Below are 15385 nucleotides of genomic sequence, written 5' to 3'. Positions count from 1 at the left end.
AGCATGAAAATTCTAATCACATCAATAGCCTTTTTTACCTTGTTCATGTTTGCGTTCCTGATTACAGGCTGCGAGAATTTCGTGGATGTGGAACTCCCGGACTCGCAGCTGACAGGAACAAAAGTTTTTGAAGACCCGGCAACAGCTAATGCCGCCATGACCGATATTTATTCAAAAATGCGTGATACGGGAATCCTCACCGGTCTCTCAGGAGGGATATCCTCCAATCTTGGAATGTACGCCGATGAACTGGTCTATTACGGGTCGGATGTCGTGCCAGGACTTCCCTATGCCAACAGTCTGGAACCTACAAGCGCCATTGTATCAACTTACTGGAATGAAAGCTATCATCAGATTTACTGCTGCAATGCGGTTATAGAAGGCACAGAGAAATCTTCTTCCCTGACTGATGCCGAGAAGAAAAAATTACAGGGAGAAGCTCTTTTCGTACGCGGACTTATTCACCTTTATCTTCTCAACATGTACGGCGATATCCCGTACATCACAGGAACAAATTATGAAATAAACAGACAGGTGGGCAGATTGCCATCCGAAAAAGTATATGAAAATATTGCCAATGATCTCAATAAGGCCGTCGGTTTTCTTCCTATGGAATATATTTCTGCCGAACGCGTTCGTCCAAATCGATCAGCAGCTTATGCCGTTCTCGCCAGAACTTTTCTTTATCAGGGGAAATGGGCAGAAGCTTCCAATGCAGCTTCAGCAGTGCTCAATAATCCGATTTACGTTTGGGAGAGCAACTTAAACCAAATATTTCTTAAAGGCAGTACCACTACAATTTGGCAGTTTATGCCAAAAAGAGCCGGAAACAATGCAGATGAAGGTGCCTCATTCATTTTTAATTCCGGGCCTCCCTCCACCCGAGCATTAAGCAGTAGCCTTGTTAATTCATTTGAGAATGGAGATCTACGAAGAACAAGTTGGATCAGAACAATCAGTAATCCATCAGGAGTCTGGTACCATGCTTATAAATATAAACGGAATGCAAATACCGGGACGAGCGTAGAATACTCCATCGTACTGAGAATTGCAGAACAGTATCTTATACGGGCAGAAGCACGAGCCATGCAGGGAGATCTAATAGGAGCAAAAGAAGATCTGAATAAAATACGCCAAAACGCAGGACTTTCCAATACTAATGCGATTACTGCCGAGGAAATTGTAACTGCAGTCCAAAAAGAGAGAAGATCTGAATTTTTCTGCGAATATGGCCAGCGTTTCTTTGATCTTAAAAGAACCAGCCAGCTTGATCCAGCACTCGAACTGATAAAACCTGGTTGGGATAGCACGGACAGCCTATGGCCAATTCCTGAAAAAGAACTTTTGGCAAACCCATTCTTGAAACCTCAGAATCCTGGATATTAAAACCATAAAATGAAACAGTATATAAAACTTGTGTACAGATTTTTTACTGTACTCATACTTGGATTAGTAACCTGTCCCGCTTCGGGACAGGATCTGATCCAAAGACATCTCGACACCAATGATTATAAACTATGGAGCAAGCTTACCACTGATAAAATATCGGACAAAGCCGGATGGATAAGTTATGCGCTTAGATATGAATCACATTTGGATACACTTTTTGTAAAAAGCACTCTTACAGGTCAGCAGTATGCATTTGCAGGATCTTTAGAGGGCAAATTTTCCTCAGAAGAGCTATTTGCTTGTCTTGATAATAAGCAAAATCTCCAGTTGGTTAATCTAAATAAAAGAAAGGTGACTTCTATTTCTGGGGTTAAACAATATGAATTTTCATCAGATGGCTCTTTTCTAATAACTATAGAGTTCAATCTAAATAAATCTATGATACTTGTCATTCGCGATAAAAATGGACGAAAGCTGCAGGGCATAGAAAATGCCAATGTTTTTGAAATGAATAATTCAAGAAATGCTCTTTTATATTCTTTAGGAAAAAACAGCTATTATGAGGCTGGTGTTATCAATTTGAAACAAAATATTATCAAAAGAAAAATACTTGATAACTCTGTCGCAGAAATTAAAAGCTTGACTTGGTCAAAGGACGGAAATACAGCAGCTTTTCATACCGAAAACAGCACTAATATCTGCCTATATTTTTATGACTGTCGCTCTCAAAGGCTTTCATCTTTAAAGGCACTTCCCCAGGCTTTCTTTAACAATAAAATAATAACAGCTGACAGTAGTATACCTCTGAAAATAGCTGATGACAACAGCTCTGTATTTTTTGCCTATAAAAATGCTGTGCAGAACAGTTTCCAGAATCCTGTAGCAGAAATATGGAAAAATGATGATAAATACATATATCCTAATTTAGCACTGATACAGAACTACAACAAACCTTTGCTGGCTGTCTGGTATCCTAAAAGTAAGCTGGCGCATCCGTTGAGCACCGAAAAATATTCATGGGCAGCATTAACAGGCAATCAGAAATATGCCGTCGTTGCAGACATGCTGCAGCATGAGCCCCAATACGATCTTTTTGCACCGTTAGATTATTATATTATGGAAGTATCAAAGGGAGAAAAAGAGCTGTTGGTAAGTAATCAGACAGGCTATAACCAATACATGCATTTTTCTTCCAATGGTAATTATATTTGTTATTATAAGGACGATATCTGGTATCTATATGATATCAAAAAAAAGAAACACACCAGTCTTACGCCCAAGACTTCCTTTTCTTGGAATAGCTTGGAAGATCCTGTTAACAGAAAAAAAAAATCATTCGAATTTTTTGCCTGGTCTTTCAACGGCAGGTCACTTTTACTATATGATAAGTATGATATCTGGCTTTTTTTTACTGATGGAAAGCAGCCTTTAAGGCTCACTAACGGAAAGGAAAATTTAATCAGATATAGGTTCGCTCCTTTACGGCAAAACAAAAGCAAATTTAACTATTCCACCACAAAGAGCCTTGTTATTAATTTGAAAGAAAAAAATATTCTGGAAGCGTATGACACTAAGAAAGGATCCTCTGGATATTTTATTCTGCATCCTGAAAAAGGTCTTCAGCCTTTACTATTTGCTGATGCCAGAATTTCTAATATTAGAAAAGCAGCAAATCGCGATTCATACTGTTTTGAATTTGAAAGATTTGACAAATCAGCTTCCCTTCTTTTAAAATCAGAAAATGCACCGGAAACAAAAACTGTAATACAAACAAATGCTCAGCAGAAAAATTTTTATTGGGGACATTCAGAGATGATTCACTTCGAAAATGCGCAGAAAGATACCCTTAACGCAGCCTTATTCTATCCGGCCAATTACAATCCGCAGTTTAAGTATCCTTTAATCGTTTACATCTATGAGAAGCTTTCCTATAAACTGCATAATTATGTTATTCCCAGCATCCATAGTACACAAGGCTTTAACATAACACATCTTACTTCAAAGGGCTATTTTGTGCTTTTGCCTGATATTTATTATGAGAAAGGCGATACTGGAATATCTGCTGTCCAATGTGTGGAAGGTGCAGTAAAAAATGTAATTGAAAAAGGAATTGCCGATCCGTCTAAAGTTGGAATTATGGGACATTCCTTCGGAGCATATGAGACCAATATTATAATCACCAAAAGCAGTATGTTTGCCGCAGCCGTTAGCGGTGCCGGAGTTTCGGACAACATCCGTGGTTATTTTACAGTCAATAGCGAATTTAATAATGCAGAAATCTGGCGATTTGAAAATCAGCAGTACAGAATGAATGGGTCTTTTTACGAAGATAAAGAATCCTATTTGCGAAATTCACCTGTCTTCAATGCAGATAAAGTAAACACACCTATTCTTATATGGACTGGCAAAAATGATAATAATGTAAAACCGGAGCAGTCAACTGCTTTTTTTCTTGCACTTAGAAGATTGAACAAAAAAAGCATTATGCTTCAGTATCCAAATGAAGGGCACACTTTATTATCTTTAAATGCGCAGGAAGATCTAAACAGTAAGGTAATGGAATGGTTTGATTATTATTTAAAAGGTGAATATCCCAAAGAATGGTTAACATCTTCAAGCGAAAAAAAAAGTAATCTGAATCCTTAATAAATATGCGGTCGTTTTTTAAAAAAGACCGCATATTTTTTAGAGTTAATTATCATCTAATTTATAGAGCTGGACGCTACATTGTCCAGCAGCGTTTTTGCGGAAAACCTGCTTATTATCGCTGTCTGCCGTACAGATTGGTGCAATGTTTTCTGGTGTACAGCTGACCTCTCTTTCCTCACAATCATTTGGATTGTTATTGATCTGGATCCACTCGGTTGTCAATGCTTTCTTAGAAGCATTGTCTCTCTCTACCTTGGTGCCCACAGCACCTGCGCTGGCAAGTACAAATACTGCTGCCGGCAGAATCATTTTTACAATTGTGTTCATAATAAAATAATTTAGGTTTGATCTACTCTTTTATACAGGTTTTCAATCGTTACTCCTGCTATCGGCCCGATAAATTATTATAATTTTATTTTTAAATTCTTTTGAAGTGTATATCTGCAGAGTTCCGTTCCGGCAATCACATAAACATTATTATCCACTACCAGCATATCTCTCATTCTGCCATCATTGGCATTGTAAATGTAAAAGCTGGAAATGTATGTTTTACTTGATAAATCATAGACGTCAACTATGGAAGTAGTCTTCCACATCTGCTTATCCTCATACCTTCCAGAAAGCATTGAGTTTACAAATAATTGATCTCTTCTGACAGTACTTAACCTATTGACTATATAATCTGGTGAAGCCAGTTTTCGCCTTCCTATTTCTTTAATGAACACCGGCTTTAATTTGGCTATTTTATTGGTATCAATAGTATTGCCTCTGAACCTTAACTGCAGTTTGTCATCGGTAACAACAAATTCGTTTCGATAATAGTACAGGTAGATAAAAATTTTGTTATCCACGCTGTAATTCATCATTCCGTCAGTATCGAAAAAGCCATCAATCTGTTTTTCAAGAAGGCTGTCATTAAGGCTGCTCTGAAGACCGTTTTTAAAAGAAAATATTCCCAGTATATTTTCTCCTGATTTTTCATTTTGCGTTCTGAATGCGATATGGACAGAATCAATTACTGCCGCATTTGAAAAATAATAGCCGCTTTCTTTCATCAGAATATCTGCTTTCCAGTCAGAAATCTTTCCTCTGTATATAATTGGTATTGTTCCATCAAGAACTAAAAAATATGGTGGCACTATTTTCACCTGTACGGATCGGAATGGATATTTATCATCCTTTAGCTCGATCTTAAAATTTTTCTTAATCTTAAGAGCAGTATCATAGGCGGTTATATAGAGAGGGGCAAGACGGTCTGCAAGATATATTGTCTTCTTATCGCTGCCGGCAAAATATAGATTCTTGTTGTATAAAACTGCAGTAGATACTTTATTGCAGGACATATGCACAAATTTCCTTATAAACGGATTTTCTTTATGTATAAAATACTGCGACGATATATTTAACACTGAAAGTATGACGGCAGCTGATACAAAAATTGCGCCCAGTCTCAATTTGGTTCTTCTGCCATTTTGATCGAAAAATAATAGTGCCAGTCCTGCAAGAATAAGCGAAATAATATTAAAAATCAGATGCACTTTCCAAGTCATTTTTTCCAGTATTCCTCCGCAGGAACAGGGAATATTGGAAGTGAAATTCAAAATGATAAAAATGTAGACAGTGAAAAGAGACATTAAAATAAATGAACTAAATAGACCCCTTAATTTAAAACTTGGAATCACCAGCATAACTGATACCAGAAGCTCAATGATAATTATGCTATAGGAAACAATTCCCGCGTATGCGCCTATTATAGAAGACTGACCAAGCTGTGCCTGAAAGTTTTCAAATTCCAATACTTTACTGATTGCAGCATATACAAAAAGCAGTATGTAAAAAAGACTGACTGCCTCAATGAAATAATTTTTAAAACGGCTTCTTGAATTCATGTTCTGAAAGTTTTATCAATTATGCTATGATCGTAAGACAAGAGATCATTTACCTGATTATCCATTGCAAATGTAAATACGAAATTTCGCATAAATACTTTAAAAATCAAGCCAAAAACTTTGAAAATCAGGCAGCTTTACATTTGAGATGGCATAAAAAATAAATGCCTGCACTTTGTAAGAATCGCGCAGGCATTAAATCATTGTAATTGTTTTTGAAATCAGCCTTTTATCGAGGCGCTGATTCCGGCAAGTTTTTCATGCAACTCTATAAGCCCTGCTTTTTGCAGGCACTCTTGAGAGAGACTCTCCAGTTCTGTCCTTCCCTGCTCACTTATGCTCTCCAATAGTACCGAAGATCCTTCTCTTATCTTCAGCCCGTCCTGTATCAAATGGCTTAAAAGCAGCACATTTTTTCGTGAAATTTTCAAATCCATTTTCACCGGCTCATTCATGCCAGGGATACTCAGCACCGTATCAAAAACCTTGGCCGCATCATTTGCTGTAATCATACTTCATCATTTTTAATTAATATTTCACTTACCGTAAAATTATAAAGTATCATCCCTATTTACCCTACTCAAAATTTGGGGAGGATTGCAGGGCTTGAACGCCTTTTCTAATTTAGCTCTCAGGTAAATCCCTAGAACCTGTTCAATTGGTGCATTTTAGATTTTTAAAGCAGATTCTGAAATGGATTCCCTTTAATTTTTAATAGGGATGACAGCTTTTTCTTAGCTGATTGCTACAGCTGAAAAAAGACTTTTAGAAGCTTTCAGACTGCGGTTTTCTGCAGTCAGCAAGATGTCTGGTTGTATCACAACCAAAAATCTTGCTGCCCCTCTGCTCGGAACTCGCTGGCAGTGAAACTTTCAGATTTAATGAAATGGATATAATGAAAAAGAAAAGATTATGGAAGAGCAAAACAGCGGCAGAAACAGATGGCTGCACATCCGGCTGAACAAAGAAGAATTCAATCAGATTGACAAAAATTTCAAGGCATCAGCCTGTCGTAAACGCAGTGATTTTGTGCGCAGAAATCTGCTGCGCAAACCCATTGTAATGAAGTATAGAAATGAGTCGCTTGATAAACTTTTGCAGGAGCTCATACAGCTGCGGACCGAACTAAATTTCATGGGAAACAATTTCAATCAGAGCGTTAAAAAACTCCATACCCTTTTTGAAATTTCCGATTTAAGAGTATGGGTTATGGCTTTTGATTCGGACAGGGACAGATATTTTTCTCTGGTAGATGAAATTAAAAAACACATTGAAAATCTTGCCCAAAAATGGTTGCAGTCATAAATACGGGACGCTCGATAAGAGGCATATTCATCTATAATGAGAATAAAGTTTCTGAGGGAAAGGCGGTATGCATTGGCGAGGGAAATTATCCAATGGATCTTGAAAAAATGTCAGAAAATTTTAAGCTCGGCGTATTTTTAAAACAGCTCCAGCTTAATGAAAATGTAATGCGTTCCGCAGTGCATATATCACTGAATTTTGACCGCTCCGACACGGATTTATCCAAAGAAAAACTCATGCAGATTGCTTCTTCCTATATGGACAAAATTGGATTCGGATCGCAACCTTATTTGGTCTACCAGCATCACGATGCTGGGCATCCGCACATCCATATTGCTTCGATAAATGTTAGAGCAGACGGATCAAGGATCAACATGCATAACATTGGTAGAAACCAATCCGAAACAGCTCGGAAAGAATTAGAGATTGATTTTAATCTGGTACGCGCAGATTCAAGAAAAAAACAGGATCCAAGGCAAATTAATGCCATCGATGCGGAAAAAATAAAATACGGGGCAATAGATTCCAAAAGAGCCATCAGCAGTGTACTAAATGCAGTCATTCCCCATTACAAATACACCACGCTGGGTGAGCTCAACGCAGTATTAAACCTTTATAATGTAAAAGCAGAAAAGGGAAAGGAAAATTCAAAAATGTTTCAGAATAAAGGGCTGGTCTATCAGATTCTGGACGGGAATAAAAAGGCTGTCGGGGTTCCGATAAAAGCCAGCAGTTTTTATTCCAAGCCTACCCTTTCCCAGCTTGAAATTAATTTTGCTGCGTCCAAAACTTCGCGTGTGGTAAACATGAAAAGAACGCGAAATGCCGTGGATCTGCTGCTCTTGAAAAACCCTTCCATCACGCTCTCGCAGCTTGAAACCCGGCTGGCTAATCAGGGTATCACCGCTGTAGCCAGAAAAAATGAGAACGGTTTGATCTACGGCATGACCTACATAGATCATAACACAAGATGCGTATTCAACGGAAGCAGTCTGGGACCTGCTTATGCAGCCAAAGGACTCCTTGAGCGTATTGGCGGATCTTCTGAATTTGGAAAACAGTCGGCTGTTTTAGACAGAACAGCTAAGAGTCAGGGATCTTTTATTTCCGCAGCCGAGGTGCAGCGGATTATTGATGATGTGCTGTATGCAGGAACACCGTCAGATTACGTTCCCAAACAGCTTAAAAACAAGCGAAAAAAAAGAAAAAGAAAAGGACCTTCCGATAACAATTAACAGGCAGAAATCATGAGCATGCAGACAGGAGAAAATGAACAGGCGCTTAGAAAGATTTTAGACATGACAAGACTGATGGGCATCGCAGTGTTGCTCATCCATTTTTATTTTTACTGCTTCGATTCGTTCAGGCAGTGGAACCTTGCGCCTGATTTTGCCTGCAGAATTCTGGAGAATATCCATCGAACCGGCCTTCTGGAGAGCTTCCATAAATCAAAGCTTTTTGTCCTTGGACTGCTGGTTATTTCCCTTATGGGCGCCAGAGGAAGAAAAGATGAAAAACTGCATTTTAAAACCGCGTTTTATTATATCGGCCTTGGACTGATTTTTTACTTTGGTTCTTATATCGCTTTTATAATATTTGCGGATACTGAAGTATGTTCTGTAATGTATATTTCCTTGTGTTCTCTGGGTTATCTGCTGTCGCTTTCCGGCGGCACCCTGCTCTCTCGCATTATCCGCAGAAAGCTCTCCTCAGCAGATATTTTCAATAAGGAAAATGAAACTTTCCCTCAAGAGGAAAGGCTTATCGAAAATGAGTATTCCGTTAATCTACCTGCCCGCTATCACCTCAAAAACAAAGTGCGCAGCAGCTGGATTAACATCATAAATCCCTTCCGCGGGATTCTGGTTCCAGGAACTCCCGGATCTGGAAAATCATACTTCGTAATCCGCCATGTAATTACCCAGCACATCGCTAAAGGTTTTTCCATGTTCATCTATGATTTTAAGTTCGACGACCTCACTATTATTGCTTATAATGCCTGGCTGAAATTCCGTCATCTTTATGCCGTGGAGCCCAAATTTTACATCATAAATTTCGATGACCTATCCAGAACCCACAGGTGCAATCCTCTGGACCCAGCGGCAATGACCGACATTACCGATGCTGCTGAATCGGCACGCACTATCCTTATGGGGCTCAATCGGGAATGGATGAAAAAACAGGGAGATTTCTTTGTGGAATCTCCAATAAATTTCCTGACGGCGGTCATCTGGTACCTTAGAAAATACAGCGATGGCGAGTACTGCACCCTGCCCCATGTCATTGAAATGATCCAGACCGATTACGAAAGTCTTTTCACTCTTCTGAGAACCGAAAAAGAAATCGAAGTGCTGATCAATCCCTTTGTAAGTGCGTTCCTGAACGAGGCAGTCGACCAGCTGGAGGGGCAGATTGCTTCGGCTAAAATCTCGCTGGCTAAACTCTCTTCGCCCCAGCTTTATTATGTGCTTTCGGGCAGTGATTTTACCCTCGATATTAATAATCCATCTGATCCGAAAATTGTTTCAATGGGAAACAATCCGCAGAAAATACAGACTTACGGTGCAGTACTTTCCCTTTTTGTCAGCCGTCTTATCAAACAGGTAAACCAGAAGGAAAAACTCAAAAGCAGCCTTATTTTTGATGAGTTCCCAACGATCTATCTCAACAATATCGACAGTCTGATTGCAACTGCAAGAAGCAACAGAGTGAGCACCTGCCTTGGAATTCAGGACTTCAGCCAGCTCCGTAAGGACTACGGCCGCGAGCAGGCTGACGTGATTGTCAACATCGTTGGAAATATTATCTCAGGACAGGTCAGCGGGGATACGGCAAAACAGCTCTCAGAGCGTTTCGGAAAGATAATGCAGGACCGCGAAAGCCTCTCGATCAACAGCAGTGACACTTCCATCAGCCGTTCAAGACAACTCGAATCCGCAGTGCCGCCCTCGAAGATTTCTTCGCTGAGTTCAGGGGAATTTGTAGGGATGACAGCCGATAATCCAGACTGTCGCATTGAGCTTAAAACCTTTCACTGCGAGATCGTCAATGATCATGAAAAAATAAAAAAAGAGATGGATAATTATAAAGAAATTCCGATCATTCGGACCATTGAGAACGTGATCGTTCAGAAAAATTATCTGCAGATCAAAATTGAGATCCAAGAAATAATACACAGCGAGATGGAAAGGATAATTAAAAATCCGTCGCTTTCCGCTCTGGTTCTCAAAAAAGAGAAGTAATCTTTGAAGTAATAAAAGATAATAGCCCATGAACTATGGTAAACATTCAAAAAATTAAAGCGTTAATACCGTGATTCTCTAATTTAGAAATATTAAAATCGTATTTCAATAATTAAACACTTAAAATAACCCTGCTTGAGAATGTTAAAACAAGTATTTATACGTACGTTTTTGTGAAAGGTAATCGATAAGTTTGAGATTGTTTTTTGATTTCAAAAAAAACATTTAGCATCACTTTTCCTATATTCCCAACAGTTATCTGACAAATCCTTATAATATAAATTTTTTCGGGCATTAACATAAACTAATATCTATATGAAGCAATTACACATTCCTATCTTGATCTTCGCATCAATTGTCGCTCTACCCGCACAAAACTACAGGAACGATTCCTCAAAATCGAAGGCTTCAACGATTACCAAAAGCATTCCGCAGAGAAAACGCATAGATACTGTTAAGATTGAATTGTGCAATTCGCCGAAAACTATTAATCCAGCTGCACAAATTGTTATCTTGAAAGAAAAAGAACCTGCCAGCAATTTCGCCAGCATACTTCCTCTGATCTCCACATTAACCGGTTTGGTTGTGGGTTTTTTTCTAAACAGATTTTACGAATGGTACAGCAACAGAAAGAAAATCAAAAAAAGCGGAAAGAGATGGAAAATTGAACTAAAAACATTAGAGGAGCCGATAAAGCATCAGATTAGCTCTATAGAAGATTTTAAGCTGAGCGTTGCCAAAAGAGAATGGAGCTACGATCCTCTGGATTTAATGACCACGATCAACAGCGAGCGATTCTCCTCGTTGGATAAAAATGATCTCATGGATTATTTGGAGAATAAGACAAAATTTCCCTGGTATAAACAGCTCTTCAGCAGTGAAGATCGAATTCAGGAGCAGTACAATAAAGCTGCAAAGATTTCAAATCACATACACGGCTTTATTGATGTGCTGAGCCATAACTTTCAGCACCTGAATAATAAATGGGACGAGTTTCAGGACGGCATCTCTGCAACTTCAAAGAAATTAAATCAGGATCTGGATACATTAAATAATCATATCAACAGTTTAAAATATCTGATTGCAAATGATACTCAGAAATTATACACCAATGAACAGTATAAACCTTTTTTCGATTTATACTTTCGATTTATTTCACATCTAAATCAAAATCCTAATTATAATATGCACAGAATGCGGGTGGATTTTTTAGATCCCGCAATGATGGAATTGGGAAAGCTTACAAAGGATAATCGCATACTACAGACTGCATCATCCATTTCCATTTTGTACACTGATCTGCGTGCCGTGAATTCGGAAAAAGATTACGTGCTGGACAACATGACGGAATTGATTTCGAGATATAACAAATCGCTCGATGCACTTGCGAAAATTATGGAAAAATTTGACGAAAAAATTATCAGTTAGCAATGTTCTTTTTCATAAAAAATAGCCCAAATTTTACCGCTCGTCCTATAGTTAATTTTACATAAAGAATCGTATCGAAGTAGCTAATAGACTGCATGCTTTTTACACACAAATTACAAGATTAAGGAAGTTGCCCTAATGATTGGATACAGTTCTGCTTCAAACTTTTCACAAGATTTCTAAAAGCAGTTTAATCAGAGCCCTTCAACCTATGTTCAAAATTTGAAAGTTGATCCGGATGAACGGAATGCTAGATAAATACATTCATTATAAATTATATTTCCTTATTTGAAGAAATTGAAATCTAGTTTTTTGACATAGAAACAAGCCTTACTCTTGTTCGCAATAATTAAGCAAACAGGTATTTTCCCTTATTCAAATAAAAAACACAATCTATATATTTGCCTTTCTAATAATTATCTTTTTTATTTTTCATCACATGATTATACAACGAAATCGATGGGATGAATAAAAAACCGAGAAAAAAAATATGCAAAAATATCTGTGGGATCAAATCAAAGATAATGAATGGAGAAAGCAAATAGTAAAAGCTAGTGTTCCTCTTTGGAAATATAAAAATGGAGAACCCATTGCAGTTGCTTCAGCCTGTATAGTTGAATACATGAACTGTCGTTTTGTATTAAGTATTGCTCACGCCACTATAGCCAGTTCAATTTGGCACATGGAGGTTCATAGTGCCGAGCAGGTCGAAGAAGGTCAATGGCGCACAAAATTACAACCTTTAGAAATGGGATTTCTAACTGAGTTTTATTTTGAGAAAAACAACGTTACAGATCCAAAAATGGTCGACTTTACGTATCGTATGCTTAAGCCCAGCATAAGTTCCTTCCAGGTTCTTAATGATCCTGAAAATAACACAATAGTAGGATTCGAGCGAGCTGTTCTAAAAGCTAATTTCGATATAAGCCCTAGTAAAAATAAAAAATACGGATTTTACGGAAAAGTGAGATTTGGTGGAGTAAAGGATCAACAAATTATTTTCGAAGACAGGCTTGAGGAAGACCTCACCTATGTTGGTGAGGAAGGCCAATATTTTGTTTTTGAGCTTTCACATAAATATGGCTCCCATGACAATTATCGGGGATGTAGTGGTGCGCCAGTTATTGATCAAGACAACAACTTAATTGGACTAGTGTCCTACGGCATTAAAAGCAAAAACCTAATTTATGCAATAAATATTTCAAAGTACAGATCTGTTTTAGAGATAGAAACTAAACCATTTTAAATAATATAACTATGAGCTTTATTAAACTTTGCAGTGATGACAAATTATTGAAAACATTAAGAGAAACTTTCTCTGCCAACCCTATTACCGTACCCGAGGAAAGGATTAAACCTTTAGTAGTATTATCAAGGACAAATTCAACGACATATCTGGGACCAATTAACGATTTGATAGAAAATGGTGAATTGGTAAAAATTGAAATCAAAGACTCAGTAATGGCAAACGTTTCGGGAACAAGTTCAAAAAGCGTAAAAGTAAATATTGGATTGCAAATTATGGATGGTTTTTTAAAAGGGTTTGGTGTTGGATCCGGAGCTATTAAATCATCATTTAATGATACTAAGCAAGTGTCATTTTCGTTTCAAAATGTTCATAGATACTATGTAGATGTAACAGCTTTAACCAAAAATCTAAAAAACAGAAAATTTGATCCTAAAGACCCAATTGTAAAAGCATTTATCGAAGAAAAAGCAAAATGTCATGTGATAACAAGCGTAATTACAAGCAATAATTTTTCAATGAAAAAAGAAGAGCAAAATGGCACCAATATTGACTTCAATATCAATGCGATTAACAGTTCTTTGGGTTCGGAAAATAAAATTGAAGCAAGCTCATCAAGCAAATTAGAAATCTCATTTAAAGGGCAAAAACAATTAGCATTTGCATATACTGCGGCCATTTTAGAAATCGATATTGATGGTAATGTATCTTATAGCACTGAGTCGGACGAATCTTTTCTTACAAATACACCTGAGGATAATGACACAGAATTCATTGAACCGGAATACTTTATTGAAAATGCTTTTGGTCTTAGCGAAATCAAATTTTAACGTTAAGAAAAAATTAAACATAAAGCTTAAAACTGATAATAGATCAAATTCCATTAAAATGTAATTTAATAAAAAGTTTTGCAGTTTGTGAAGCTAATCTATTATACATAGATAAAACAATCACGTTTCATCTGCTCGATTGTTCGTCCTGAATATACGGAAAGAAAACTTAAACGTATCTTTCCGTTTTTGTTTTTCTACTAATATTTTTAATTTGATCAAAGAAACTTTCTTTACCTTTAAGACTAATTTTAGTTTTATTAGACATTAAATTTAATCGTAATAGATATGCCTGATGTAAAAAGACAGCACTACGTTCCACGCACCTACTTGAAAAACTTTTCTGAACAGCGAGGTGACAATTTTTTCATTAAAGCTCTACCAAAAAATAGCACTGCTCAAGAAAAAATATATGAAATTGCAATTTCAAACGTGTGTGTTCAAACTGATTTATATACCCTTCCAGGAGAAACAGAAGAGCAAAGAATGTTGATTGAAAAATTTTATTCTGAGAATTATGAAAAACATTATAAAGATGTTTATGATATTCTAACAAATCCAAATAAAAAAACTATAACTGAGGAGGAAAGAGAATTAATTATTTCAACTGTCGTAACCATGCTCTACAGGACTACAAAGTGGATCAGCCAGCACAACAGCTTCTTTGACAGAATTTTGGAAAATGCGTACAATTTGGCAATAAGTAAAGGATTTGATTATTTCATGTACGAGGATCAGAAAATTTCCTTTGCAGATAAAACTCTTGAACAGCTTCAAAAGGAATATAAAAAAGAAGAACGTGCCTCACAAGTAATTACACAACTTGAAGTTGCATTAAACTTAATCAAGTGGAGACTTGAAAAAAATACAATAATGGTTGTAAGGATTACAGATGAAGCCGAATACATAACAAGTGACAATCCTGTCGTATATCAAAACAGAAAAGGAAAATTGGTATCGCCCTTTGACGCATCTAATATTTTAAAACTTCCACTTGATTCCAAGCATCTTCTCTTATTAATGCCTTACGGTGATGAGACTAATAAATTAAGTATTACCAGAAGTGAAAGATTAGATGAAGCAAGCTTTCAATCCAAAGTTGTTTCAAATTTTTTACAATTTGGAAATTCTGAAAGATTCATTTTAGGAACTGATAAAGGTTTAAAAACCTACCTTAATGATAAAAAAGAAACTGAAAGAGAAATTACTCCTGAAGAAAAGATAAAATTTGACAAAAAGGATGCGGAACTTGACAGAAAGCTAAAAGAATTGGGAATGCTTTAAAATGCACTTTATTAAATTATTGATATATCTACAATAAGCGTAAAAAACTGTTGTTTCAAAGTCTTTTAACTTCTTAAAACTAAATATTGGAATTACATTTATCTCTATATATAAGTACTTCAG

At 36.9% G+C, this 15385-nt stretch carries 12 protein-coding genes; 9 read left to right on the top strand and 3 right to left on the bottom strand.

Features of this window, described 5'->3' with window-relative positions:
• Nucleotides 1–3: 3 nt before the first annotated feature.
• Both K6T82_RS04030 and K6T82_RS04025 read left to right on the top strand, forming a co-directional pair.
• The gene (locus tag K6T82_RS04030) at nt 4–1386 is read left to right on the top strand and encodes a RagB/SusD family nutrient uptake outer membrane protein (protein WP_144219333.1); all 1383 of its coding nucleotides are present in this window, start codon (nt 4–6) and stop codon (nt 1384–1386) included.
• 9 nt (nt 1387–1395) lie between these two features.
• On the top strand, nt 1396–4035 hold the full coding sequence (locus tag K6T82_RS04025) for an alpha/beta hydrolase family protein (protein WP_223704657.1): 2640 nt from the start codon (nt 1396–1398) through the stop codon (nt 4033–4035).
• Between the two features lie 45 nt (nt 4036–4080).
• Here K6T82_RS04025 and K6T82_RS04020 read toward each other — a convergent pair whose 3' ends face one another.
• The 3 genes from K6T82_RS04020 to K6T82_RS04010 all read right to left on the bottom strand — a co-directional run bounded on the left by K6T82_RS04020 (nt 4081) and on the right by K6T82_RS04010 (nt 6439).
• On the bottom strand, nt 4081–4365 hold the full coding sequence (locus tag K6T82_RS04020; RefSeq protein ID WP_144219330.1) for a DUF6520 family protein: 285 nt from the start codon (nt 4363–4365) through the stop codon (nt 4081–4083).
• 77 nt (nt 4366–4442) lie between these two features.
• Entirely contained in the window at nt 4443–5927 is a 1485-nt protein-coding gene (locus K6T82_RS04015; RefSeq protein ID WP_144219329.1) for a MauE/DoxX family redox-associated membrane protein, read from the bottom strand.
• Between the two features lie 221 nt (nt 5928–6148).
• A complete protein-coding gene (locus K6T82_RS04010; protein ID WP_099719111.1) occupies nt 6149–6439 on the bottom strand; it encodes a hypothetical protein in 291 nt (96 codons plus the stop codon).
• A 400-nt stretch (nt 6440–6839) separates the two neighbouring features.
• Between K6T82_RS04010 and K6T82_RS04005 the strand changes: the two genes are divergently transcribed.
• The 7 genes from K6T82_RS04005 to K6T82_RS03975 all read left to right on the top strand — a co-directional run bounded on the left by K6T82_RS04005 (nt 6840) and on the right by K6T82_RS03975 (nt 15262).
• Nucleotides 6840–7232, top strand: coding sequence for a plasmid mobilization protein (locus K6T82_RS04005; RefSeq protein ID WP_144219328.1), 393 nt, complete (start codon nt 6840–6842; stop codon nt 7230–7232).
• On the top strand, nt 7217–8467 hold the full coding sequence (locus K6T82_RS04000) for a relaxase/mobilization nuclease domain-containing protein (RefSeq protein ID WP_144219327.1): 1251 nt from the start codon (nt 7217–7219) through the stop codon (nt 8465–8467). Before K6T82_RS04005 ends, K6T82_RS04000 begins: the two co-directional genes overlap by 16 nt.
• A gap of 18 nt (nt 8468–8485) precedes the next feature.
• On the top strand, nt 8486–10474 hold the full coding sequence (gene mobC, locus K6T82_RS03995; RefSeq protein ID WP_144219326.1) for a conjugal transfer protein MobC: 1989 nt from the start codon (nt 8486–8488) through the stop codon (nt 10472–10474).
• A 315-nt stretch (nt 10475–10789) separates the two neighbouring features.
• The gene (locus K6T82_RS03990) at nt 10790–11902 is read left to right on the top strand and encodes a hypothetical protein (protein WP_144221590.1); all 1113 of its coding nucleotides are present in this window, start codon (nt 10790–10792) and stop codon (nt 11900–11902) included.
• Nucleotides 11903–12392: 490 nt separating this feature from the next.
• Nucleotides 12393–13148, top strand: a complete 756-nt coding sequence (locus K6T82_RS03985; RefSeq protein ID WP_144219323.1) for a CBS domain-containing protein — start codon at nt 12393–12395, stop codon at nt 13146–13148.
• Between the two features lie 11 nt (nt 13149–13159).
• On the top strand, nt 13160–13978 hold the full coding sequence (locus tag K6T82_RS03980; protein ID WP_144219322.1) for a gasdermin: 819 nt from the start codon (nt 13160–13162) through the stop codon (nt 13976–13978).
• 288 nt (nt 13979–14266) lie between these two features.
• Entirely contained in the window at nt 14267–15262 is a 996-nt protein-coding gene (locus K6T82_RS03975; protein ID WP_144219321.1) for a DUF4238 domain-containing protein, read from the top strand.
• Nucleotides 15263–15385: the final 123 nt, after the last annotated feature.

It is taken from the genome of Flavobacterium potami, from assembly GCF_020026915.1.
Lineage (GTDB): Bacteria > Bacteroidota > Bacteroidia > Flavobacteriales > Flavobacteriaceae > Flavobacterium > Flavobacterium potami.
The sequence above is the reverse complement of the archived record's forward strand: the minus strand, read 5'-3'. Positions and strand labels throughout refer to the sequence as shown.